At 72.9% G+C, this 22218-nt stretch carries 21 protein-coding genes and 1 riboswitch; of the genes, 7 read left to right on the top strand and 14 right to left on the bottom strand.

Annotation, left to right across the window (positions count from 1 at the left end; all coding sequences use genetic code 11):
* Nucleotides 1-35 precede the first annotated feature (35 nt).
* The 3 genes from ABZX96_RS13325 (at nucleotide 36) to ABZX96_RS13315 (ending at nucleotide 1955) form a co-directional block, all read left to right on the top strand.
* On the top strand, nucleotides 36-1250 hold the full coding sequence (locus ABZX96_RS13325; RefSeq protein ID WP_355542646.1) for a Gfo/Idh/MocA family oxidoreductase: 1215 nt from the start codon (nucleotides 36-38) through the stop codon (nucleotides 1248-1250).
* A gap of 65 nt (nucleotides 1251-1315) precedes the next feature.
* Nucleotides 1316-1789 (top strand): heme-degrading domain-containing protein, encoded by a 474-nt coding sequence (locus tag ABZX96_RS13320; RefSeq protein WP_355542868.1) that lies wholly within the window; start codon nucleotides 1316-1318, stop codon nucleotides 1787-1789.
* Between the two features lie 7 nt (nucleotides 1790-1796).
* Nucleotides 1797-1955, top strand: a complete 159-nt coding sequence (locus ABZX96_RS13315; protein WP_355542643.1) for a hypothetical protein — start codon at nucleotides 1797-1799, stop codon at nucleotides 1953-1955.
* 88 nt (nucleotides 1956-2043) lie between these two features.
* Here the strand turns inward: ABZX96_RS13315 and ABZX96_RS13310 are convergent, their stop codons facing one another.
* The 4 genes from ABZX96_RS13310 to ABZX96_RS13295 all read right to left on the bottom strand — a co-directional run bounded on the left by ABZX96_RS13310 (nucleotide 2044) and on the right by ABZX96_RS13295 (nucleotide 6480).
* Complete coding sequence (locus ABZX96_RS13310) at nucleotides 2044-3441, bottom strand: choice-of-anchor A family protein (RefSeq protein ID WP_355542640.1); 1398 nt, start codon at nucleotides 3439-3441, stop codon at nucleotides 2044-2046.
* A 194-nt stretch (nucleotides 3442-3635) separates the two neighbouring features.
* Entirely contained in the window at nucleotides 3636-4493 is an 858-nt protein-coding gene (locus ABZX96_RS13305; protein ID WP_355542637.1) for a fumarylacetoacetate hydrolase family protein, read from the bottom strand.
* Nucleotides 4494-4875: 382 nt separating this feature from the next.
* On the bottom strand, nucleotides 4876-5631 hold the full coding sequence (gene yidC, locus ABZX96_RS13300) for a membrane protein insertase YidC (protein WP_355542634.1): 756 nt from the start codon (nucleotides 5629-5631) through the stop codon (nucleotides 4876-4878).
* Between the two features lie 543 nt (nucleotides 5632-6174).
* Nucleotides 6175-6480 carry a DUF6412 domain-containing protein gene (locus tag ABZX96_RS13295; RefSeq protein WP_355542631.1) on the bottom strand — a complete coding sequence of 102 codons (306 nt, stop codon included), beginning with the start codon at nucleotides 6478-6480 and terminating at the stop codon, nucleotides 6175-6177.
* 574 nt (nucleotides 6481-7054) lie between these two features.
* Here ABZX96_RS13295 and ABZX96_RS13290 point away from each other — a divergent pair.
* Complete coding sequence (locus tag ABZX96_RS13290) at nucleotides 7055-8389, top strand: SCO0930 family lipoprotein (protein WP_355542628.1); 1335 nt, start codon at nucleotides 7055-7057, stop codon at nucleotides 8387-8389.
* Nucleotides 8390-8463: 74 nt separating this feature from the next.
* Here the strand turns inward: ABZX96_RS13290 and ABZX96_RS13285 are convergent, their stop codons facing one another.
* The 3 genes from ABZX96_RS13285 to ABZX96_RS13275 form a co-directional block, all read right to left on the bottom strand.
* Nucleotides 8464-9978 carry a sodium:solute symporter family protein gene (locus ABZX96_RS13285; protein WP_355542625.1) on the bottom strand — a complete coding sequence of 505 codons (1515 nt, stop codon included), beginning with the start codon at nucleotides 9976-9978 and terminating at the stop codon, nucleotides 8464-8466.
* Nucleotides 9975-10205 carry a DUF3311 domain-containing protein gene (locus ABZX96_RS13280; RefSeq protein WP_355542622.1) on the bottom strand — a complete coding sequence of 77 codons (231 nt, stop codon included), beginning with the start codon at nucleotides 10203-10205 and terminating at the stop codon, nucleotides 9975-9977. The genes ABZX96_RS13285 and ABZX96_RS13280 overlap by 4 nt, the downstream gene beginning before the upstream one ends.
* Before the next feature lie 304 nt (nucleotides 10206-10509).
* Nucleotides 10510-11826: a DUF445 domain-containing protein gene (locus ABZX96_RS13275; protein ID WP_355542619.1), complete on the bottom strand. Its 1317-nt coding sequence runs from the start codon at nucleotides 11824-11826 to the stop codon at nucleotides 10510-10512.
* A 461-nt stretch (nucleotides 11827-12287) separates the two neighbouring features.
* On the opposite strand from ABZX96_RS13275, the gene ABZX96_RS13270 reads away from it, so the two are divergent.
* Complete coding sequence (locus ABZX96_RS13270; RefSeq protein ID WP_355542616.1) at nucleotides 12288-13604, top strand: SGNH/GDSL hydrolase family protein; 1317 nt, start codon at nucleotides 12288-12290, stop codon at nucleotides 13602-13604.
* 40 nt (nucleotides 13605-13644) lie between these two features.
* Here ABZX96_RS13270 and ABZX96_RS13265 read toward each other — a convergent pair whose 3' ends face one another.
* The 4 genes from ABZX96_RS13265 to ABZX96_RS13250 form a co-directional block, all read right to left on the bottom strand.
* On the bottom strand, nucleotides 13645-14361 hold the full coding sequence (locus ABZX96_RS13265; RefSeq protein WP_355542613.1) for a DUF1707 domain-containing protein: 717 nt from the start codon (nucleotides 14359-14361) through the stop codon (nucleotides 13645-13647).
* Between the two features lie 162 nt (nucleotides 14362-14523).
* A complete protein-coding gene (locus ABZX96_RS13260) occupies nucleotides 14524-15489 on the bottom strand; it encodes an ATP-binding cassette domain-containing protein (RefSeq protein WP_355542610.1) in 966 nt (321 codons plus the stop codon).
* A gap of 62 nt (nucleotides 15490-15551) precedes the next feature.
* The gene (locus ABZX96_RS13255) at nucleotides 15552-16316 is read right to left on the bottom strand and encodes an ABC transporter permease (protein WP_355542865.1); all 765 of its coding nucleotides are present in this window, start codon (nucleotides 16314-16316) and stop codon (nucleotides 15552-15554) included.
* A gap of 109 nt (nucleotides 16317-16425) precedes the next feature.
* Entirely contained in the window at nucleotides 16426-17226 is an 801-nt protein-coding gene (locus tag ABZX96_RS13250) for an ABC-2 family transporter protein (protein ID WP_355542608.1), read from the bottom strand.
* A 384-nt stretch (nucleotides 17227-17610) separates the two neighbouring features.
* Between ABZX96_RS13250 and ABZX96_RS13245 the strand changes: the two genes are divergently transcribed.
* Nucleotides 17611-19932 carry a transglycosylase domain-containing protein gene (locus ABZX96_RS13245; RefSeq protein ID WP_355542606.1) on the top strand — a complete coding sequence of 774 codons (2322 nt, stop codon included), beginning with the start codon at nucleotides 17611-17613 and terminating at the stop codon, nucleotides 19930-19932.
* Between the two features lie 81 nt (nucleotides 19933-20013).
* Here the strand turns inward: ABZX96_RS13245 and ABZX96_RS13240 are convergent, their stop codons facing one another.
* The 3 genes from ABZX96_RS13240 to ABZX96_RS13230 form a co-directional block, all read right to left on the bottom strand.
* Nucleotides 20014-20334, bottom strand: a complete 321-nt coding sequence (locus tag ABZX96_RS13240) for a multidrug efflux SMR transporter (protein ID WP_355542604.1) — start codon at nucleotides 20332-20334, stop codon at nucleotides 20014-20016.
* Nucleotides 20335-20369: 35 nt separating this feature from the next.
* A riboswitch (guanidine-III (ykkC-III) riboswitch) is annotated at nucleotides 20370-20440 on the bottom strand.
* A gap of 123 nt (nucleotides 20441-20563) precedes the next feature.
* Entirely contained in the window at nucleotides 20564-20866 is a 303-nt protein-coding gene (locus ABZX96_RS13235; protein WP_355542862.1) for a co-chaperone GroES, read from the bottom strand.
* A 308-nt stretch (nucleotides 20867-21174) separates the two neighbouring features.
* The gene (locus ABZX96_RS13230; RefSeq protein WP_355542601.1) at nucleotides 21175-21495 is read right to left on the bottom strand and encodes a DUF3618 domain-containing protein; all 321 of its coding nucleotides are present in this window, start codon (nucleotides 21493-21495) and stop codon (nucleotides 21175-21177) included.
* A 193-nt stretch (nucleotides 21496-21688) separates the two neighbouring features.
* Here ABZX96_RS13230 and bcp point away from each other — a divergent pair, with 193 nt between their 5' ends.
* Nucleotides 21689-22156, top strand: a complete 468-nt coding sequence (bcp, locus tag ABZX96_RS13225; protein WP_355542598.1) for a thioredoxin-dependent thiol peroxidase — start codon at nucleotides 21689-21691, stop codon at nucleotides 22154-22156.
* Nucleotides 22157-22218 lie beyond the last annotated feature (62 nt).

The raw sequence follows: 22218 nt of genomic DNA, 5'->3' as shown, positions 1-22218 counted from the left end.
TGCGCTTTGGCAACAGCGTTGTTTAAGTGGGGAGCATGAGCGACTCCACCCCTTCCCCGGCCGGTCCCGGTGCCGACTCCACCCCCTCCCCGACTGGTGCCGACTCCACTCCTCCCCCGGCCGGTACCCCTACCGATGCCGACCGCCCGCTCCGCGTCGGCCTCATCGGCTACGGCCTGGCCGGTTCGGTCTTCCACGCCCCGCTGATCGCCGCGACCGAGGGCCTGGCGCTGGACACCGTCTCCACCTCCGACCCCGAACGGCAGGCGAAGGCGCGCGCCGAGCACCCCCAGGTCCGTACGGTCGAGAAGCCCGAAGCGGTCCTGGACCGGGCGGGTGACCTCGACCTGATCGTCGTCGCCTCCCCCAACAAGACGCACGTCGCGCTCGCCACCGCCGCGCTGGAGGCCGGGCTGCCGGTCGTCGTGGACAAGCCGCTGGCCGCGACCGCCGCCGAGGCGGAGCGGCTGGCCGCGCTCGCCGAGGAGCGGGGGCTGCTGCTGTCCGTGTTCCAGAACCGCCGCTGGGACAACGACTTCCGCACGGTCCAGCGGCTCCTTTCCGAGGGGGCGTTCGGGGAGGTGCAGCGGTTCGAGTCGCGGTTCGAGCGCTGGCGTCCGCGCCCGAAGGGCGGCTGGCGGGAGTCCGGCGACCCGGCCGAGATCGGCGGCCTGCTGTACGACCTGGGGAGCCACCTCGCCGATCAGGCGATCGCCCTGTTCGGGCCAGTGACCTCGGTGTACGCCGAGTCGGACGTCCGCAGGCCGGGCGCCGAGGCGGACGACGACACGTTCATCGCCCTCACCCACGCCAACGGCGTCCGCTCCCACCTGTGGGTGAGCGCCACCACCGCCCAGCTCGGCCCGCGGTTCCGGGTGCTGGGCAGTCGCGCGGGCTACGTCAAGTACGGGCTGGACCCGCAGGAGGCGGCCCTCCGCGAGGGCCGGCGGCCCGGCGAGGACGAGGCGTGGGGCACGGAGCCGGAGGCCGCCTGGGGCTGGCTCGGCTCCGGCGGCACGACCCGGGCCACCGCCGGCGCGGAGGCGTCCCCGGAGGCCGTCGACCGCCTCGTCCCGACGCTGCCGGGCGACTACCCGGCGTACTACGCGGCCGTGGCCGAGGCGCTGCGGGCGGGCGGCCGGCCGCCGGTCAGCGCGCTGGAGGCGGCGGCGACGCTGCGCGTCCTGGAGGCCGCGAAGCTCTCCGCGGCGGAGGGCCGGACGGTCCGGATCGAGGGGGCGTCGGCGTGAGTGGCGCACCCGGAGAGGTTCCCGACCCGAGCCTTGCCCCCGCATCCGGTTCCGACTCCGTCTCCGTGCAAGAGCGGGCCCGCGCGCTGGTGCCCGAGCTGGAGGCGCAGGAACACCGGCTGATTCTTGAGTCCTTCGGCCCCGACGACGCCTGGCGGCTGGGCTCGCTGCTGGTGGAACTCGCCCGCGCGCGGGGCGCCTCCGTCACCGTCGGCATCCGGCGCGGCGCCCAGCGCCTCTTCCACTGCGCGCTGCCCGGCACCAGCGCCGACAACGACGCGTGGGTGGACCGCAAGTGCCGCGTGGTGGAGCGGTACGCCGAGTCCTCCTACCTCGTCGGCACCCGCTTCCGCGCCAAGGGCCGGACCTTCGAGGAGTCCTCGCGCCTGGACCCCGACCGCTACGCCGCGCACGGCGGCGCCTTCCCGATCCGGCTGCGCGGCACCGGCGTGGTGGGCGCGGTCGCCGTCTCGGGCCTGTCACAGGAGGAGGACCACGCGCTGGTGGTACAGGGCCTGGAGCGCTACCTGACGGGGTGACGCGGCGGTGGCACGGACGCCCGTCCCTCACGAGTGCCCGCCCCTCACGAGTGCCCATGCCGCCAACCACGTCCGCGCGGTCGGCGCGGTCGCCGTCTTCGACCCGCCGCAGAAGGAGGACCACGCGCTGGTGGTACAGGGCCTGGAGCGCTACCTGACGGGGTGACGCGGCGGTGGCACGGAACGATGGCATAAAGCGGTGGCACGGGGCGCCCGGCTGCGGGCTCCCCGTGCCACCGTCCGTATCCGCGTTCTCAGCCCTTACGTGACCGGCGGGCCCGCATGAGCAGTACCAGTCCGGCGCCCGCGAGCACCGTGGCCGCTCCCCCTGCGAGGAGCAGCGGATCGGTGAACGGGTCGCCGCTGTCGGCGAGTGCGCCGTCGTGGCCGTCGCCTCCCCCGCCTCCGGTGACCGCGCCGGGCGCCGCGGAGGAGGCGGACGCCGTCGGGCCGGGGGACGAGGCCGAAGCGGACGGGGACGCGGAGGGGGACGGGGACGCCGACGGGCTCGTGGTCGTCGCGGTCGGGCTCGGGCTCGTGGGCGTCGGGGTCGTGGGCGTGGGCGTGGGAGCGTCGGAGGTCGTTGTGGGCGAGGGCTGGGGCGTCCCGCAGTCCGGGAGGTCTCCGTCGAACGGGTAGCGGTGCATCTCCGCCCCCGAGGACGAGACGTGCCGCAGCGAGCCCGTCGTGAAGAACCGGCCGTTCATGCCCGGCACCGACACGGTCGTCACGCTCTTCGGGTTGCCCACCAGGACGGAGCCCTGGAACTGCGCGCTGCCCTTGATGGTCACCTGGGTCGCGTCGGGGAAGTTCCACAGCAGCCGTTCCCGGATGCCGGCCGGCTGGAGGTCGTGCCCGATGTACGTGCTGATCGTGCGGGCGTCCCCGAGGACGTTGACCAGGACGGTGGCGCCCTTGGGGATCTTCTCGAACGCGATGCCCTGGTCCCCGCCCGTCTTGGAGACCATGTCGAAGTCCACGTTGAACACCTGGAGGGCGGACTTCCCGTCCCCAGTGAACAGCGTCTGGTGGCCCTGGTTGACGGCGGTCCCGGTGGCCGGGCGCTGCTTGCCGTTCTCCCGGGCGTAACAGTGGCTCGCCTTCGTCAGCTCGGGCGAGAGATGCCGGTACGGATCGGCCGCCTTCGGGTCGTGCACCGGCTTCGGGCTCACCGTGCCCGACAGCGTCCCGCCGTACTTGACGACGCCACTGACCGATCCCTCCTCCGCGAGCAGCCGCTGACCGGCCTTGACGGTGAGGTTGCCGCCGACTGTGAGGAAGTCGGAACCGTCGGGCGGCGGCACCCGCGAGCCCACGCCGACCACGCCCACGTTGTAGACGTTCGAGCCGGACGTCTTGTTCATGTCGAAGTCGCCGAGGGTGACGACCTTCCCTTCGGCCTCCGCCGCCGAGCCGCCGACGTGGTAGTCCCCGCCGACGAAGATGTTGATGTTCTCGTCCCGGCCGGCGAGCCGCCCGTTGTTGGGGTCCGAGTCCTGGCCCGGGCACTGGCTGCCCTTGCACGGCCCCAGGCCGCCGGGCAGCGGGGCGGCCGTTCCGGATGTGGCGAACAATCCGAACAGCGACACCACCACGGCCCCTACCAGTGCCGCCATCACCGCCCGGACCAAGGGTGTGATCTTTCTTGGCATACGGTGCACTATCCGACAAACCGCACAATCGGTGGGGGGACACGCACACGGGTGTCCCCCGAACCGGTCGGAGGAGACGGCAGACGGCCCCCGGCCGGAGCGGCGAGGGCCGGGGGCCGAGCCTGATCGGGACCGGCGGATGGCCTGACGGTTCGTCCGTACACGCAGACGGACCGTCAGGCGGGCTCCCCGCGTCAGGCGTTCTTCAGCTCCTGCCGCTGGCGGCCCAGCCCGTCGATCTCCAGCTCGACCACGTCACCGGCCCGCAGGAACGGCTTCGGCTCCGGCTGCCCCATCGCCACGCCCGCCGGAGTGCCGGTGTTGATGACGTCACCCGGGTACAGGGTCATGAACTGGCTGACATAACGGACCACTTCCGCCACCGGGAAGATCTGGTCGGCGGTCGTGCCGTCCTGTTTCGGCTCGCCGTTCACCCAGAGGCGGATGCCCAGCGCCTGGGGGTCGGGCACCTCGTCGGCCGTCACCAGCCAGGGGCCCAGCGGGTTGAACGTCTCGCAGTTCTTGCCCTTGTCCCACTGGCCGCCGCGCTCCAGTTGGAAGGCCCGCTCGGTCACGTCGTGCGCCACCGCGTACCCGGCGACGGCGGCCAGCGCCTGCGCGTCGGTCTCCAGGTAGCGGGCCGTGCCACCGATGACGATGGCGAGCTCGGCCTCCCAGTCGGTCTTCACGCCGCCGCGCGGCACGAGCACCGTGTCGTTGGGGCCGACGACCGTGTCCGGCGCCTTCATGAAGATGATCGGTTCCTCGGGGATCGCGGCGCCGGTCTCCCGGGCGTGATCGTGGTAGTTCAGCCCGATGCACACGACCTTGCCGATGCCCGCGACCGGCGGGCCGATCCGTTCCCCGGCCGCGTCCAGGACGGGCAGCACCCCGGCCCCGGCGGCGGCGCGCACCCGGGCCAGCGCCGCCTCGTCCGCGAGCAGCGCCCCGTCGATGTCCCTGACCAGGCCGGACAGGTCCCGCAGGGCCCCGTCCGCGTCGAGCAGCGCCGGGCGTTCCGCCCCCACCGGTCCGACACGCAGCAGCTTCATCCGTTCAACTCCCGTGGTCGAAGGGTCGGCCCGAGGAGGTCTCCACGGGCCGGCCGATGGGGGACGGCCATCGAGCGATTTGGCCGATCGTCCAAGAACGGCGTCCAGTCCGCAAGACCCCGTTCACGGACTGGACCGTTACCGATCGGTATGGGGGTGGTTACGGTCCGGAATGGGCGGATCCCGTCCGTCACCTGCGGCTGGCCGGCTTTTCGTCGCGTTCAGTGGGAGGGACGACAGCCTTCCGTTGTTCGCCCGGCTCGGCTCGCGCGCGGTCCCGGTGCGGCAGCGCGTACCGCGTTCAGCGGGCGGGACCGGCGAGAGCCTTCCGGCCGCCCGGCTCGGTCCGGGTGCGGTCCCGGTGCGGCGGCGCGCACTGTGTTCAGCGGGCGGGACCGGCCACAGCCTTCCGCTCGCCCGGCTCGATCCGCGTGCGGTCCCGGTGCAGCAGCGCGCGTTCGCACGCCGTCCAGGCCGTCGTCGTCACCACGTACAGGCCGGCCGCCAGCGGCACCACCGCCACCGTGATCAGCGTGCCGAAGGACAGCCACGGCATGATCTTGGTCAGCCCCGCCATGCCCGGCACCGCCTCCCCGCCGCCGGTCGCCGGGAGCGCCGCCGACGCGGCCCGCGCCCGCCGGAAGTTCCAGGTGGCGACGGCCACGACCAGCGCGAACAGCGCGACGTAGACCAGCCCGTGCGGCCCGAAGACCCCGCCGTCCGCCAGGGCGTCCGTCCACCGCCCGCCCAGCGGGGCGCCGAGCAGCGTGTGGCTGAGCAGGTCGCCGCCACCGGCGGAGAAGAGGTGGTACATCAGGAAGAAGACCGGGAGCTGGAGGAGGGTCGGCAAGCACCCGGCCAGCGGCGAGGAACCGGACTCGGCGTAGAGCTCGGCCGCGGCCTTCCGCAGCCGTTCGGGATCGTCGCCGTGCTTGCGGCGCAGCTCGGCAAGGCGCGGCGCGAGCACGGCCCGCGCCTTCTCGCCGCGCGCGGCGGCGCGGGCCAGCGGGTGCAGCGCGGCGCGCACGCCGAGGGTGAACAGGACGATGGCGGCGGCCGTGGCGGACGCGCCGAAGAGCGGGTCGATCGCGTCGGCGATCCGCGACAGCAGACCGCCCAGGATGGTGAAGACGGACATGGGTGAGCCCTCCAACGGGTCTCGTCGTACCGGGTTGTCGGAACCCCCGGCCGTGGGCCGGGGTGAGCAACGGCGTGACGAGCCGCGTGGGCGCTGAATCCGGGTGGAGCCGACCAGCCGGGACGGGGCATGGGGGCCTTGTCCGGGTGGATGGGTGCCAGGGCATCCGGGTATCCGGGCATCCGGCGTGCGGGTACCGAGGTGTCCGGGTTCCGGGATGGGGCAGCTCAGGGCGGTCCGGCGTCGGTGCGAACCGGCGCGAACCGGTGCGTGACGGGCACAGGCACGGGCACAGGCACGGGCACGGGCCCGCCCGAGGCGCGCATCCGTGTGCTGGGGTGCTTGGGGTGCGCCTATGACGGGTGTGTGCGCCTACGTGCCACGTACGTACAGGTACCTAGAGGCGCGGCGGACACATACAGGTGCGGTGTCGGTGTCGGCCAGAAGCACCCGTGCAGGTGCCGGCCAGAAGCGCCCGTGCAGATGTCGGCCAGGAGCACCCGTGTGGTGCCAGGAGCTGCCGCCAGGGCCGGGATTCAGCGCTTACGCGGTCGTCGGGAGGGCGTGGCCGGGCGCTCGCGGACGGGGACGGCCGGCGGCGTCCGGGTCGCGCTGCGCGAGGAAGGCGGTACGGCGTTCCCGGTCCCGGATCGCGGTGCGGACCCGCCCCGGCGGGACCGGCCGTGCGATGGCGGCCACGAGGAAGGCGCGGCACAGGAACAGGACGGCCGTGGTGGTCGCCGCGGCGGTCAGCGCGGCGGTCAGCCCGCTCTGCGTCAGCAGGAACCCGGCGAGCAGGAAGAACGCCGCACCGGCCAGTGGCCGCCAGGCTCCGACGAAGCGGTACATGTCGTCGTCCTCCTCCTTCCGTGGTCCTCGTGTCGGCCGCCGTAAGCGGCCACGGACGGTTGCTCGTACGGGCCCATGCCCGTACGGATCAACGCCCGCGTCGATCAACGCACGCGTCGATCAACAACCGCACCGATCAACACTCATACAGATGCCATCATCGTACGAAACGGTTCCCACAGGGAACTGTCGGCCCGGCGCGCTTTCCGATCCCGGACGGGCACGGATCGTCATCGGCATCCGTCCGATCCGGACGCTTACGAGCCCACGCGAGCCGCCGCCCCAGCGTAACCGGTGCGCGAACGGTGAACAGCGCGGCCACCACCCCCGCGCACCGCTCCCGCCGCTCGCCCACCCCGGCCGCTCACTCCCTCCCCCCACCACGATCAAAGGCGCTCCCTCCTCGTCCCGACCTGCCGTCAACCGACTCCTCCGCAGGCCACTTTTGCCACACGTGGACCGATTACGACCGCTTTGAACGCCCGTCACGCTCCCCTCGTACCTCTCCTCGTACCTCCCCCGCGGCGACGGCATCCGTCACCCGTCGCCCCGACGCACGAGGAGAGCACCACCGATGAACCCACGCCCGAACCCCACGCCCCCACCCGCCACCCTCACCACCACCTCCACCCCGAACCGATCCACACCCACCCCCACCTCGCACCGGCCACCCACGCCCCCCTCCCAGCCCTGCCCCTGCCACCCGCCCCGTCCGCCCCATCCGCAGACCGACCGGCCTCCGGCCCGCCGCCGACCCCACCCCGACCGGCACCGGGTGGCCGTTACCGTGGTCGCGGCGGCGGTCCTGGCGCTGAGCGCCGCCTGCGGGAAGGGTGGATCGACCTCGTACGACAGTTCCGCGTACGGCAAGGCCGGGGCCGACAGCGCCAGGTCTGCGGCCGGCGCCCCCGGTGACGCGTACGGCGCCAAGGACGGCGCGGGCGGCGCGGCCAAGGACCAGAAGGGCCAAGGGGCGCAGGCCGACGCGGCGAACGGTTACGGCGCGGGGTCGGCCGGGCAGGGGTCCGCCGCGCCCTCCGGGGGCGACGGGTACGGGTCGGGGGCGGACAGCCCCGCGCCCGGGCCCGGCATGGGGCGCGGCGCGGCCGGGACCCTCGCGTTACGCCAGGTCGGCGGGCTCGGCCCGGTCGTCACCGACGGCAAGGGCAGGACCCTCTACCGCTTCGAGCGGGACACCGCCCAGCCGCCCGCCTCCGCCTGCACGGGCGGCTGCGCCGCCGCCTGGCCACCGGTCCCGGCCGAGGGCGCCGGGCCGGCTACCGGGATGGCGGCCGGTGCGCTGGGTTCCGTCCGCCGCCCGGACGGGGTCGAGCAGCTCACCCTCGGCGGCCGGCCCGTCTACCGGTACGCGAAGGACACCGCGCCGGGTGACGCCAAGGGGCAGGGGGTGGGCGGCGCCTGGTACGCCCTGACGGCCGACGGCGGCAAGGCGGACGGCAAAGCGGACGGCGGGGCCGGGGGCAACACGGCGGACGGTTACGGCGGGGCGGAGGGCGCGTCCGGGAACGCCGCCGGGAACGCGGCCGGGCTCGCGGTGCGGGAGCAGCCCCGGCTCGGCCGGATACTCGTCGACGGCAAGGCCAGGACGCTGTACCGGTTCGACAAGGACAGCGCCTGGCCGATGCGGATCGGTTGCGTCGGCGCCTGCCTGGACACCTGGAAGCCCGCCCGGCCGGTCGACCGGGCGAAGCTGTCGGGCGTCGCGGCCAAGCTGGTCGGCACCGTCAAGCGCCCCGACGGCAGCCGGCAACTGAGCATCGCCTGCTGGCCCGTCTACTGGTTCACCGGGGACAAGCAGCCCGGCGACATCAAGGGCCAGGGCAAGGGCGGGGTGTGGTTCGCGGTCTCCGCCACCGGCAAGAAGATCACCGACCCGGCGAGCCCCTGACGCGACGGAACCGGGACGGAACCGGGACGGAACCGGGACGGAACCAGCACCCCACCTCCGTTCACTCCCGGCGGTCACCCCCCGGAACCCGCCCCCACCCGCTCGCCCGCCGGGGCCTCGTCCTCCACATCCGACGCCAGCACCTCGGCGTCCGGACGGTCGTCGGCCGGGCGGGGGCCGAGCCAGGTGACGGTGAGCGCCACGGCCAGGTTCAGGGCGAGCGCCAGGATGCCGGCGTTGACGCCCCACACCGGGTCGTGGCCGCTGAAGACCAGCCAGCAGACCAGGCCCACGCCCGCCACCAGACCGCCGACCGCCCCGTACAGCGTCAGCCGCCGCCACACCAGCCCCAGCAGCAGCATGGGAACGAGCTGCGCCATCCCCTCGTAGGAGATGAGCGAGAGGCGGACGAGGGTGTTCGGGGCGGTGTACGTCAGGAGGAGGGCCAGCGCCCCGGCGGCGACCACCACCACCCGGGACCACAGTTTCTGCCGGTCGGCCAGGCGCGGCACGGCGCCCAGCACGCTGCGTCCCCACATGGTGCCGATGACCAGCATGAACACGGCCATCGGCACGATGGACGACAGCGCCGCGGCAACCCCGATGACGCCCACCGCCCAGGCCGGCAGCGAGTCCACGACCAGCTTGAACAGCGCGAGGTTGGAATCGGCGCCGGTCAGCCCGGGGACGATGAACAGCGCGGCCATGCCCAGCAGCATCGGCACGAACAGCAGCACGTTGTAGAAGGGCAGGAAGACCGCGTTGCGGCGGAGCGCGTCGGCGTTGCGGGCGCCCAGGTAGCCGGCGACGGTCGTCGGGAAGATGACGACGGTCAGGGAGTTCAGGAACGTCGTGGTGATGAACCAGCCCTGACCGAGTCCGTTCGACTCGTGACCGGGGAAGGTCAGCCACTGCGGCTTCTCGGCCACGATCCGGTCGAGGAAGGGCCCGTACCCGTCGAAGTAGTGCAACGGCACGTAGACGGCGAGGAACGCCAGCGTGCCGATGACCAGGATGTCCTTCAGCACGGACACCCAGGCGCTGCCGCGCAGGCCGCTCACCACCACGAAGAGGGTGGTCACGGCGAAACCGATGAAGTACGCCCAGTTCAGGCTGATGGCCCCGTAGGAGATCGTCGAGACCACCACGCCCATGCCGGTGATCTGGAGCTGGATGTACGGCAGCAGGCAGACGGTGGCCAGGATGGCAACGGCGGTGCCGAGCCAGGGGCGGCCGTAGCGGTGCGCCACCATGTCGGTGATGCCGACGAGGCCGTGCCGGCGCGCGTAGTTCCACAGCATCGGGCCGACGACGTACCCGATGGCGTAGCCGCACGACATGTACGCCAGGACGTAGAGCACCGGGGCGCCGAAGTTGTAGCCCCAGCCCGCGGCGCCCAGGTAGCTGAAACTGGTGTAGCCCTCACCGGCCATCAGGACCCAGATGAAGACGGTGCCCAGGCTGCGCCCGCCGAGCGACCACTCGGCCAGCCCGCCGCCGGAGCCCCGGCCGCGGACCGCCAGCAGCCCCAGGGCCAGCGTGAACACCATGAAGACCCCGAAGACGGTGGTCGCGACGGCGGCGTTCACGCCCGCCCCCGCTTCCGGTCGCCGCGCCAGGCCAGCCAGACCGCGACCGGGGTGAACAGCGTGGCCAGCAGCAGCCAGAAGAACAGGAAGGGCAGGCCGAGCACCGTCGGGGTGACGCGGTTCACCAGGGGCAGTACGGCCAGGTAGAGCACGTACGGGGCCAGGAGCCACAGCAGGGTGGCGCGCCGGGAGGCCGGGGATCGTCCGCCGGAAGAGTGGGATCGCACGGGGTCAGACCCTACCCAGCCGGGACAGGAGGGACAGGATGGCGGCGCCCGGGGGCGTGGGCTACGGGGAGGGGTCCTTCGTCAGCCGGGCAGCCGGGCAGCCGCTCAACCGGTCAGCCGGTCAGTCGGTCAGCCGCCGGACGGGCCCCGGCTCCCTCGTCCCGGACACCTCGCAGGCCCTCGTCTTCGAACGCGTCCCAATCCGGGACACCTCAACGTCAACGATCCGCCGCCCGCCCCACCGGCGCACGGCCCGGCCCGCGGCCCGCCCCGCCTGCGGACCTCGGCGGACCTCCGCGCCACCTCACCCCCCCAACGCCCGCGACACCGCATAAATGCACAGCCCCGCCAGCGCCCCCACCACCGTGCCGTTGATGCGGATGAACTGAAGGTCGCGGCCGATGTGGGCCTCGATCTTCCGCGAGGTGTGCTCGGCGTCCCAGCTCGCCACCGTCTCGGTGATGAGTGCGGTGATCTCGCTCCGGTAGGTCGTCACCACGTAGACGGCCGCGCCCTCCAGCCAGCCGTCCACCTTGCCCTGCAGCCGCCCGTCCGCGGCCATCCGCTTCCCGAGGGAGAGGAGGGCGGCGCGCACCCGGAGCCGGAGTTCGCTCTGTTCGTCCTCGGCCGCCGCCACGATCATGGAGCGGACGGAGCTCCAGGCGGAGCCGATGAGGTCCTGGACCTCGGAGCGGCCCAGCACCTCGGACTTGAGGCGTTCCACGCGGGCGCGGGTGTCCGTGTCGGACTGGAGGTCGCCGGCGAAGTCCTTCAGGAAGCGGTCCACGGCGCCGCGCGCCGGGTGCTCGGGCATGTCGCGCATCTCGGTGACGAAGCGCAGCAGTTCCTTGTAGACCCGCTCGCCCACCTTGCGGTCCACGAAACGGGGCGTCCATCCGGGCGCGCCGCCGGAGACCGCCGTCATGACGGAGTCGCTGTGGGCCAGCAGCCAGTCGTGGGCGCGGACGCAGACCAGGTCCACCACCCGGGTGTGCCCGCCGTCCGCGACGATCTTGTCCAGCATCTTGCCCAGCCCCGGCGCCACCTCCTGGGCGTCCGCGCGCCGGGTGATCGCCTCGCCGACCACCGCCTGGACGTCGGAGTCGCGCAGCACGGTCAGCGCGCCACGCAGCGCCGTGGAGAGTTCGGCCGTCACCCGGTCGGCGTTCTTCGGCTCGGCCAGCCAGGCGCCGAGCCGCCGGCCGATGCCGACCCGGCGCAGCCGCTGCCGGATGACCTCCCCGGAGAGGAAGTTCTCGCCGACGAACTCGCCGAGGCTCACCCCGAGCTGGTCCTTCTTGGTCGGAATGATGGCGGTGTGCGGGATGGGCAGGCCCAGGGGCCGTTTGAACAGCGCGGTGACCGCGAACCAGTCGGCCAGCGCGCCCACCATCCCCGCCTCCGCGGCGGCGGCCACGTACCCCGTCCACGCCCCGGCCCCGGCGGCGTCGCCCCACTTCGCCAGCCCGTAGACCACGGCCACGGCCAGCAGCAGGCCGGTGGCGAGGGTCTTCATCCGGCGTACGGCGCGCCGCTTCTCCTGGTCCGCGGGACTGTCACCGAGCCCGCCGACCGCGCCGGCGCCGGTGCCCGGCGCCTTGTCGGTACTCGTCCGTTCCATCCGCTCCACCCGTTCAGGGGTACGCCTTTGCGACACTCTTCGCGTACCCGGCCGTCTGTCCAACTGTGACCTACTCCCGGAACGAACCACGAGTTCCCGGCGTCCATCCCACAGGCCGTGGCCGGGTCCCCGGACGTCCGTGGGGTGAAGCACGAGTCCCCGGCACCCGCCCTACTGGCCGCGACCGGGCCTCCGAACGCCCGTGGCATCACGGAGGCCGCGACCAGGCACCCGATCGTCCACAGAATCGCGAAGCCCGCGCCCGAACGCCCAACCGTCACCAGATCACCAAGGCCGCGCCCGAACGCCCGACCGTCACGGGAGCGCCAAGGCCGCGTCCGGCCCCCCGAACGCCCGTGGGATCATGAAAGCCGCGTCCGGACCGCGTCGGTCCGTCGATCACGCATTGGTCCTGACCGTCCGGAGCCCGCGCCGCTCCGCCGCCCCAGGAGTTGCCCGGCATGTCCACAAGGATGGGTTACGCACTGCTCTCCGGTGTCCTGGGCCTCGGGTTGCTGGTCACGGCGGTGCTCCTCCTCGCCCGGCCGGGCCGCCCGGAGCCCGCCGCCCCGGCCGCGCCCGCTCCGGCGGACGGGTGGGTCGGCACCTGGTCGGCCGCGCCCTCCGCCGCCGAGCCGGGCACCGGCGACGGCTACCCGCGCCAGTCGATACGCAACGTGGTGCACACCAGCATCGGCGGCAGCCGCGCCCGCGTGCGGTTCTCCAACCTCTACGGGAACCGGCCGCTGACCCTCACCCACGTCACCCTGGCGCTGCCCGCGTCCGGCGGCGCCCCGGCCGCCGCGCCCGGCACCCTGCGGCGGCTCACCTTCGACGGGCGGACCGAGGTGACCGTGCCCCCGGGTCGCGCGGTCACCAGCGACCCGGCCCGCCTCACCGTCCCGGCGGACGCGGACGTCCTGGTCACCACCTACGCCCCCGCCCCGTCCGGCCCCGTCACCCACCACTCGACGGCCCAGCAGACCTCCTACCTGGCGCACGGCAACCGGTCCGGGGACCTCTCCGGCGCCGCGTACAACCGACGCACCCCGTACTGGCGGTACGTGACCGGCGTGGACGTCTGGAATCCCCGGGCCCAGGGCACCCTCGTCGCCGTCGGCGACTCGATCACCGACGGCACCCGGTCCACGCCCGGCACCAACCACCGGTGGCCCGACTTCCTCGCCGACCGGCTGCGCACCGAGCACGGCGCACCCCGCTACGGCGTCCTCAACCAGGGCATCGCGGGCAACCGCCTGCTGACCGACGGCCGCCGCCCCGCCCCGGCCGCGCACCCCGACAACGCCGCCCTGCTGACGCGCCTGGAGCGGGACGTGCTCAGCCGGACGGGCGCCCGCACGGTCGTCGTCATGATCGGCATCAACGACCTGCTGCGCTCCCCGCGGCAACGGGACGCGGGCGCCGTGGTGGCGGGGCTGCGCGAGGTCACCGACGCCGCGCGGGACCGCGGACTGCGGGTGGTCGGCGGAACGTTGCTGCCCTTCGGCGGCCACCGCGGCCACACACCCCAGACGGAGTCCCTCCGCCAGGAGATCAACCGGTCGATCCGCGCCGGCCGCCTCTTCGACGCCGTCATCGACTTCGACCGCGCCCTGAGCGACCCCGCCCACCCCGAACGCCTGCGGCCCGCCTACGACTCGGGCGACCACCTGCACCCCGGCGACGCGGGGTACCGGGCGATGGCCGAGGCGGTGGACCTCGATCAGCTCACGGCCCGGGCGCCGGCGGCGACGGCGTCGTCCTCGTCGAAGGGATGAGGAACCGGGGACGAAGAGCAGGCGCCCCGCGGCCCGGCCCTCAGCCCAGTTCCTTGTGCGGCCGGTCCCGGTCCGTCACCTCTCGGCGCTCCTGGGGCGCCTGGCCTTCCCGCCACGCCGACCGCTCCCGCTCCGCCTCCAGCCGCTTCTTCTCCAGCTTGGACGCCTTCCGCTTCAAGCCGACGCCGCCCATCATGGCGAACCCGGTGATCTTCACGCGGGGCGCGCCCGGGTCGGCGGGCTCGTGGTCGGTGTCCTCGAACCCGCCCATGAAGCCGAAGCCCGTCACCTGGACGTCCACGCCCGGCGGGACGACGACCTCCACGCCGCCCATCAGGATGAAGCAGCGGATGGTGACCTCCTCCGCCTCGAAGTTGGCGTCCCGCAGGTCGAGCTCGCCGCCTCCCTGGAACGTCACCGCCGTGAAGGCGCGCGGCGCCGTCCAGCGCCCCCGGCGGGAGAAGCCGCTCCACATCGCGAAGGCCCAGCGGGACGTGGCGGTGCCGCCGATCCGCTCGCGCCAGGTGGCCGGCACACCGGGCCGGTGAACGGCGGGGGACGCGCCGACGTGCCCCTGTGGCAGGTCGGCGGTCAGCGGGCGCAGCTCACCGAACGTGCGGGCCTTGTAGGCGGTCTCCAGACGCTCCTCGAACTCCTCGAAGTCGAGGCGCCCTTCGGCGTGGGCGTTGCGCAGGGTTTCGGCGACCCGCTCGCGATCGGCGTCGGAGGCACGCAGCTCGGGGAGTTCGTCAGTCATACGAACAGACTAAGCGTCAGGGCTGGGGCAGCGGTCCGCACGCGCGACCGAAGACCCGGACACCACGGGGCACACGCGCCCGGCCACCCAGGCCCCCATGAGGAAGGCCCGCGCCCCACCTCACCGCCCCGTCACCACACGCCTCGTCACAACACCACCTCGTCACAACACCGCTCCACCCGCGTACAGCTTGGCGATCACGTCCTCGATGTCCGGCTCCCGCACCGACAGGTCCACCAGCGGGTACCGCTCGGCGACGGCCGCGACCAGCGGCGCGGCGCTCTGGGTGGCGGGGAAGGCCAGCCACTGCCGGGGGCCGTCGACGCGGACCGTGCGGGCGCCGGGGACGCCCTCGATGGGCGGGAGTTCGCGCGCCAGGTCCACCACCAGCGTCCGTTCGCTCTCGCCCACCTCGTGCAGCCCGGCGAGCCCGCCGTCGTACATCAGCCGCCCGTGGTCGATGACCATCACCCGGCGGCACAGCTGCTCGATGTCGGTGAGGTCGTGGGTGGTGAGCAGGATCGTGGTGCCGCGCTCGGCGTTCACCTCGCGCAGGAAGCCGCGCACCTTGGCCTTGCTGACGACGTCCAGGCCGATGGTCGGCTCGTCCAGGTAGAGCACCTCGGGGTCGTGCAGCAGCGCCGCCGCGAGGTCGCCGCGCATCCGCTGGCCCAGCGAGAGCTGCCGCACCGGGACGTCCAGCAGCGGGCCGAGGTCGAGCAGGTCCACGCAGCGTTCGAGGTTCTTGCGGTAGTCGTCGGGCGGCACCCGGTACAGCCGTCGTACGAGTTCGTACGAGTCCCGCAGCGGCAGGTCCCACCACAGTGTCGTGCGCTGCCCGAAGACCACCCCGATCCGGCGCGCCAGCCGGGCGCGCTCCCGCGCCGGGTCCACGCCGGCCACCCGCACCCGGCCGCCGCTGGGCACGAGGATGCCGGTGAGCATCTTGATGGTGGTGGACTTGCCGGCGCCGTTGGGGCCGATGTAGCCGACGATCTCGCCGGCCGGCACGGTGAAGCCGATGCCGTCCACGGCCCGCACCTCGTGCCGGGTCCGGCGCAGCGGGCCCGCCTTGCGCCGGACGACGAACACCTTCCGCACGTCGGTCAATTCGATCAGGTCGCCCATCCGTCCCTCCCCGTCCCGTTTCCGTCCCGGCCTCCGCGTGTGATCACGCCCTTGCCCCGCCCTCAACTCCCCGTACTGCGATACGCGCGCACGCCCACCCGCCACATCAGCCCGGCCGCCGCGCACAGCGCCGCCGCCACCGCGGGCCCGAGGAAGTCGACCCAGCCGGGCAGCCCGAGGGGGTCGTCGCGGCCGAGCAGCCGCAGGGCCGGGAGCCAGTTGACGAAGGCGAGCGGGATGACGAAGGTGACGCCGCGCACCACGTCCTTGGCGAACACCGTCGGCGGGTACTGGAGCATGACGTTGCCGCCGTAGATGAAGGAGTTCTGGACTTCCGCGGCGTCCTGGGCCAGGAACTGGACGGCCGCGCCGATCGTGAACAGCGCCCCGTAGATCGCCGCACCGCACAGCAGCATCACCGGCACCATGAGCACCTTCCCCGGCGTCCAGGCGACCTCCACCCGGCTCAGCGCCCAGCCCAGCACCAGCCCCGCCTGCACCACCCGGCCCACCCGGCGCAGCGCGAAGCGGTCGGCGGCCATCTGGGCGAACACCGGGGCGGGCCGGACCAGCAGCGTGTCCAGCGTGCCGTCGCGCACCCGCCGCCCCAGCCGCTCGATGCTGCCCAGCAGCAGGTCGGCCAGGGCCAGCGAGGCTCCCGTGGTGCCGTACAGCAGGGCGACCTCGGGCAGCGTGAACCCGGCGAGCACGTCGATGTGCGAGAACATCAGCAGGACGGTGACGAACTCCAGCCCGCCGCCCACGAAGCTGCCCACCGTCAGCATGACGAAGGACGCCCGGTAGGCCACCGTCGACCGCACCCACATGGCCACGATCAGCCCGTAGGCGCGCAGCCCCTGCCGCACCGCCGCCACCGGACGGCCGTACCCGCCCCGCCCCGGCCGCCCCGTCCTCGTCGCGGCCCGTGTCCCGGTGTCAGCCACCCTGCACCACCACCTTCCGGGTCGCCAGGCCCTGCACCAGCCGCCCCAGTGCCAGCAGCGCCACCGCCCACCCGGCCTGGAAGGCCAGCCCCAGAGGCAGCGCGGCGCCGGACCGCACGCCCATCAGGACGTCGGCCGGCACCTGGAGGACGGCCGCCCACGGCAGCACCTGCACCGCCTCGCCCAGGTCGCCCGGGAACGCGCGCAGCGGCAGCACCATCCCGGAGAAGAACGTCGCGGCCAGCGCGCTGAGCATGTTGATCCCGGAGCCGTCCAGCAGCCAGAAGGACGTCAGCGCCACCAGGTAGCGCAGCGCGAAGCTGACGACCAGCGCCAGCAGCACCGACACCGCGAAGGCCAGCCACCTCAGCGGCTCGCCGGGCAGCGTCAGCTCGAAGGCGAGCGCGCCGACCACCATCGGGGCCACACCCCGCGCCAGGAGCTGGAAGACCGCCCGGCCGAGGTCGGCGGCGAGCCACCACAGTTGGAGGTCGGCGGGCCGGTAGAGGTCCACGGCGACGTCACCGGTGCGGATGCGCTCCTGCAGTTCCTCCTGGAACGCGCCCCCGGTCAGCAGCCCCATCGCGGCCAGCAGCGCCTGCCCGAGCCACACGAAGGTGAGCGCCTGCGACAGCTCGTACCCGCCGAGGTGGGGCCGCTGGTCCCACAGAGCGGTGTAGACGTACGCGATGACGAACCCGAAGACGGTGTTGGTGAACAGGCCCGCGAGGGTCGCCGTCCGGTACGTCGCGTACCGCCGGAACCCGTTGACCGCGACGACTGGGAACCACACCGCTGCTCCGCCCCCTCCCGCATGCCATGGCCAAAGATCCAGGAGCCTAGTCCAGGGGGTGGAAGGACCACCAAGGGTTTATCACCCGTCCTGGTGAGAACGCGGGCCGTTCGGCGGGTCACGGAGCGGTCACAGGTGCGTGCCCCCTCTCCCGTCTGGAACGCATGGTGCGACAGTTTCTTATCGGGCGACAGTTCCTTTCCGTGCGACCGTTCCTTTTCCGCGTCGGGAACGCCGTGATCCCGGCACACTCCCGAACACTCCCGGCGCGTCCCGACGCCTCCTCACACACCCCCGACTCGCTCCCGACGCGTTCCCGCCCCCACCGACCCGCCACGGCACCCACGGCACGATCTTCGCCGCGGCCCAGGAGTCCCCACAGACATGAACGACGATCCGCAGCAGGACGGCAGAGGCGGACCGGCTCCCGAAGGGGAGCCCCGCCCCGACACGCCTCCCCCGGGCGCCAAGGGCCGCGCGTCCCGCCCCCGCCGCACCGGGTGGCGCCGCCTCGTCCCCACCTGGCGCATGGTCCTGGGGGCGTTCCTGCTGCTCCTGCTGCTGATCGGCGGCGGCCTGGTGGCCGGCTACCTCCTCGTGGACATCCCGCCCGCCAACGCCGCGGCACAGGCCCAGAGCAACGTCTACCTCTACTCGGACGGCAGCCAGCTCGCCCGTTCCGGCAAGGTCAACCGGGAGAACGTGCCGCTCGCCCAGGTGCCCAAAACCGTCCAGCGGGCGGTGCTGGCCGCCGAGGACCGGGACTTCTACTCCGAATCCGCCGTCGACCCCATCGCCATGGTGCGGGCCGCCTGGAACACCCTCAGCGGCAAGGGCAAGCAGTCCGGCTCCACCATCACCCAGCAGTTCGTGAAGAACTACTACCTGCGCCAGGAGCAGACACTCACCCGCAAGGCCAAGGAGTTCTTCATCTCGATCAAGCTGGACCGGGAGCGCAGCAAGGACGAGATCCTGGAGGGCTACCTCAACACCAGCTACTACGGGCGCAACGCCTACGGCATCCAGGCCGCCGCCCAGGCCTACTACGGCAAGAACTCCGACCAGCTGAACACCGCCGAGGGCGCCTACCTCGCCACCCTCCTCAACGCCCCCAGCGCCTACGACGTCGCCGCCCACCCCGAGAACCGGGGCCGCGCCCTCGGCCGCTGGAACTACGTCCTGGACGGCATGGTCAAGAAGAAGTGGCTCAGCCCGTCCGCACGCAAGGCGCTCACCTTCCCGACGCCCGGCAAGGCCACCGCGCCCACGGGCCTGTCCGGGCAGCGCGGCTACCTGATCGAGGCGATCCGGGACTACCTGACCAACAACAAGATCGTCGACGACCAGACCCTCGCGGCCGGCGGCTACCGCATCACCACCACCATCGACCGCCCCCGCCAGGACGCCCTGGTGGACGCGGTGCGCACGCGGCTGATGGACCAGCTCAGCGACGACCGCCCGATCGACAAGTACGTCCGGGCGGGCGGCGTCTCCATCGACCCGGCCACCGGCGAGGTCGTCGCGATGTACGGCGGCACCGACTTCACCAAGCAGTACGTGAACGCCGCCACCACCCGCGAGTACCAGGTCGGCTCGATCTTCAAGCCGATCGTCTTCGCCTCCGCCGTCGCCAACGGCTCCGTCACGCAGGACGGCCACCGGATCACACCCGAGACGGTCTACAACGGCGACAGCAAGCGCATGGCGACGAACCACGGGCAGTCCACCGGCTTCGCCCCCGAGAACGAGGACGACCGCGACTACGGCGACATCGACGTCACCACGGCCACCGACAAATCGGTCAACGCCGTCTTCGCCCAGATGGGCATCGACGTCGGCCCGGACCGCGTCAAGGACACCGCCGTGGCACTCGGCGTCCCCCCGGACACCCCGAGCCTGGCCTCGTCCCAGGGCGCCATCTCGCTCGGCACCGCCACCCCCAGCGTCCTGGACATGGCACAGGTCTACGCCACCTTCGCCAACCACGGCGCGCAGCGCGCGTACACGCTGGTCAAGAAGGTCACCAAGGGCGGCGAGGATCTCCACCTGCCCGAACGCGGCGACAAGACCGCCATCCCCCGCGAGGCCGCCGACACCACGACCTCCATCCTGCGCAGCGTCGTCGAGAGCCCCAACGGCACCGGCACCGCGGCCCAGGCGGCGGGCCGCCCGGCGGCCGGCAAGACCGGCACCGCCGAACAGGACAAGGCCGCCTGGTTCGCGGGCTACACGCCCGACCTGGCCACCGTCGTCGCCGTCATGGGCAAGGACCCGTCCAACGGCGCGCAGAAACCGCTCTACGGCGCCGGCGGCGAGGCCCGCGTCAACGGCGGCGGGTTCCCCGCCCGCATCTGGGCGGACTACACGGCCCGTGCCCTGGAGGGCCGGCCCGCCAACGACTTCGACCTGCAACTGGAGGGCGGCGCCCCGCAGGCCCCCTCCCCGTCCGAGCCCCTCCCCTCCACCGCGCCCCCGTCCACCACGGCACCCCCGACCGCGCCCTCCACCACCCCGCAGACCACGGCCCCGCCCAGCACCATCCCGCCCACCACCGAGCCGGAGCCCCCCACCGAGCCCGAGATCCCCACCGAAGAGCCCACGGACAGCACCCTTCCCACCGAGGGCTTCCCGACGATCGAGCCCGGCGGGCCGGACGGGCCGGGTGGGCCGGGCGAAACGGACGACGCCGCGCCCCCGGGGTGGTAGGGGGCGCGGCGCCGGGGCGTGAGGGGGCGTGGGGCGGGGGGCGCTCGGCGGCTGTACGCGGGCCGGTCGCCGAGCGGCGCCTCAGTGCCCCGACGTGGCCTTCAGGCCGACCACGGCCACCAGCAGCAGGCAGATGAAGAAGATCCGGGCCGCGGTCGCGGGCTCACCGAGCACCAGCATCCCCACCACCGCCGCACCGGCCGCGCCGATGCCGACCCACACGCCGTACGCGGTGCCGATCGGCAGCGTACGGGCCGCGTAGGACAGCAGCAGCATGCTGGCGACGATGCCCGCGCCGGTGAACACGCTGGGCCACAGCCGGGTGAAACCCTCGGTGAACTTCATACCGATCGACCACCCGACCTCCAGCAGGCCGGCGATCACGAGCAGAATCCATGCCATGGGACGGCACCTCCGGGAAGCGAACTTCTACAGGGGGTGCGTCGTCTTGTCGTGACCCGGTACGGCGCGTCTCGTCGGGTACGTCCAGGCTAGCAACGGGCAGACGGAACGGGCGGTGATGTCGATCACCGCCCGTTCGTGCCGATGAGGGAGAGAGGTGGCCGGGGCGCCGGGGCGGCTGCGCCGGACGTACGAGAGCGCCCACCGCCACCGGTACCGCGTCGGCGTCCTACAGGTACAGCCCCGTGGAGTCCGCGCCGCCTTCCAGGCGCTCCGCGGCCACCGCGTGCAGGTCGCGCTCCCGCATCAGGACGTACGCGACGCCCCGCACCTCCACCTCGGCGCGGTCCTCCGGGTCGTACAGCACCCGGTCCCCCGGCTCCACGGTCCGCACGTTCTGCCCGACCGCGACCACCTCGGCCCAGGCCAGGCGGCGGCCGACGGCGGCGGTCGCCGGAATCACGATCCCGCCGGTCGACCGGCGCTCGCCCTCGGGGATGTCGGTCCGGACCAGCACGCGGTCGTGCAGCATCCGGATGGGCAGCTTGTCGTGGGTGTCCTTGGTGTTATTCGGGCTCACGGCATGACCGTACCTGCCCGCACGGCGGAACGGCGCCCGGCCCCGGGCCCGGAGGACCGGCTTGGTCCCGGTTCGCGGCCTTCGGTGGGGGGCTCGGTCGGGGGCACGGCTCAATGAGGACGGTTCGGCCCGGGAGCGCGGCAGGCAATTCGGTCCCCGCTCGCGGCTGCGGCAGACGGCTCGGCCCCGTCCGCAGCTACGGCAAGCGGTTCGGTCCCCGTCCGCCGCCTACGACTGGCGACTCGCTCCCCGTCCGCCGCCTACGACTGGCGCTTCTTCGAACCCATCACCAGCAGGCCGACGACCGCGATGCCGATCAGCGCGACCGGAACGATGCGCTCCAGCCGCGGGGCCCCGTCCTGCGACACCAGCTGGGAGCGCACGTCGGAGACGACGCGGTTGGCGGTCACGTAGGCGCGGCCGGCCGTGCGGTCCACGGCGGCGGCCGTCTTCGCCTTCGCGTCCCCGATGATCGTCTTGGGGTGCAGCCGCACGCCGATCTCGTCGAGCGTCACGGCGAGCTCGCGCCGCCTGCGGGCGATGTCCGCCTCGATCTGCGCAGGGGTCCTGGCTTCCGACACCGCGCTGCCTCCGTCGTCTCGGTCGATACGTATGGGTGTACCAAGCTGTACGTCGATGGAACGCTTGGCGCCGCACTTGTTCGATGATGCGTGTGAACAGTCTGTCAGCTCGCACCCGACCGCGCCCCACAGCACCCCCGTTTACCACGCTCGCTAACCTCGGAGGCGTACCGAGATCCGACCGAGGAGACCCATGAGCGAGCGACTGCAGCCCGGCGACACCGCCCCCGCCTTCACCCTGCCCGACGCGGACGGCAACGAGGTCTCGCTCGCCGACCACAAGGGCCGCAAGGTCATCGTGTACTTCTACCCGGCGGCCCTGACCCCCGGCTGCACCAAGCAGGCCTGCGACTTCACCGACAACCTCGACTTCCTGGCCGGCCACGGCTACGACGTCATCGGCATCTCCCCCGACAAGCCGGAGAAGCTCGCCAAGTTCCGCGAGAAGGAGGAGCTGAAGGTAACGCTCCTCGGCGACCCGGACAAGAGCGTTCTGGAGGCGTACGGCGCCTTCGGCGAGAAGAAGCTGTACGGCAAGACGGTCACCGGCGTCATCCGCTCCACGGTCATCGTGGACGAGGAGGGCAAGGTCGAACGCGCGCTCTACAACGTCAAGGCCACCGGCCACGTCGCCAAGATCATCAAGGATCTGGGGCTGTAGCGGGGCGGTGGCGAGGGGCGGTCACGGGCGGGGGCGGTCACGGGCGGGGCGGGAGCAGGAGC

It is taken from the genome of Streptomyces sp. NPDC003077 (genome assembly GCF_040611095.1).
Classification (GTDB): domain Bacteria; phylum Actinomycetota; class Actinomycetes; order Streptomycetales; family Streptomycetaceae; genus Streptomyces.
Note: the sequence above shows the minus strand (reverse complement) of the source record. Positions and strands in the feature narration are given on the sequence as shown.

Coding starts and splice junctions, on each gene's coding strand:
- ABZX96_RS13325 (WP_355542646.1), top strand. CDS start 36: ATGAGCGACTCCACCCCTTCCCCGGCCGGTCCCGGTGCCGACTCCACC.
- ABZX96_RS13310 (WP_355542640.1), bottom strand. CDS start 3,441: ATGCCAAGAAAGATCACACCCTTGGTCCGGGCGGTGATGGCGGCACTG.
- ABZX96_RS13305 (WP_355542637.1), bottom strand. CDS start 4,493: ATGAAGCTGCTGCGTGTCGGACCGGTGGGGGCGGAACGCCCGGCGCTG.
- yidC (WP_355542634.1), bottom strand. CDS start 5,631: ATGTCCGTCTTCACCATCCTGGGCGGTCTGCTGTCGCGGATCGCCGAC.
- ABZX96_RS13295 (WP_355542631.1), bottom strand. CDS start 6,480: ATGTACCGCTTCGTCGGAGCCTGGCGGCCACTGGCCGGTGCGGCGTTC.
- ABZX96_RS13290 (WP_355542628.1), top strand. CDS start 7,055: ATGAACCCACGCCCGAACCCCACGCCCCCACCCGCCACCCTCACCACC.
- ABZX96_RS13275 (WP_355542619.1), bottom strand. CDS start 11,826: ATGGAACGGACGAGTACCGACAAGGCGCCGGGCACCGGCGCCGGCGCG.
- ABZX96_RS13270 (WP_355542616.1), top strand. CDS start 12,288: ATGTCCACAAGGATGGGTTACGCACTGCTCTCCGGTGTCCTGGGCCTC.
- ABZX96_RS13265 (WP_355542613.1), bottom strand. CDS start 14,361: ATGACTGACGAACTCCCCGAGCTGCGTGCCTCCGACGCCGATCGCGAG.
- ABZX96_RS13260 (WP_355542610.1), bottom strand. CDS start 15,489: ATGGGCGACCTGATCGAATTGACCGACGTGCGGAAGGTGTTCGTCGTC.
- ABZX96_RS13255 (WP_355542865.1), bottom strand. CDS start 16,316: ATGTGGGTGCGGTCGACGGTGGCCTACCGGGCGTCCTTCGTCATGCTG.
- ABZX96_RS13245 (WP_355542606.1), top strand. CDS start 17,611: ATGAACGACGATCCGCAGCAGGACGGCAGAGGCGGACCGGCTCCCGAA.
- ABZX96_RS13240 (WP_355542604.1), bottom strand. CDS start 20,334: ATGGCATGGATTCTGCTCGTGATCGCCGGCCTGCTGGAGGTCGGGTGG.
- ABZX96_RS13235 (WP_355542862.1), bottom strand. CDS start 20,866: ATGCTGCACGACCGCGTGCTGGTCCGGACCGACATCCCCGAGGGCGAG.
- bcp (WP_355542598.1), top strand. CDS start 21,689: ATGAGCGAGCGACTGCAGCCCGGCGACACCGCCCCCGCCTTCACCCTG.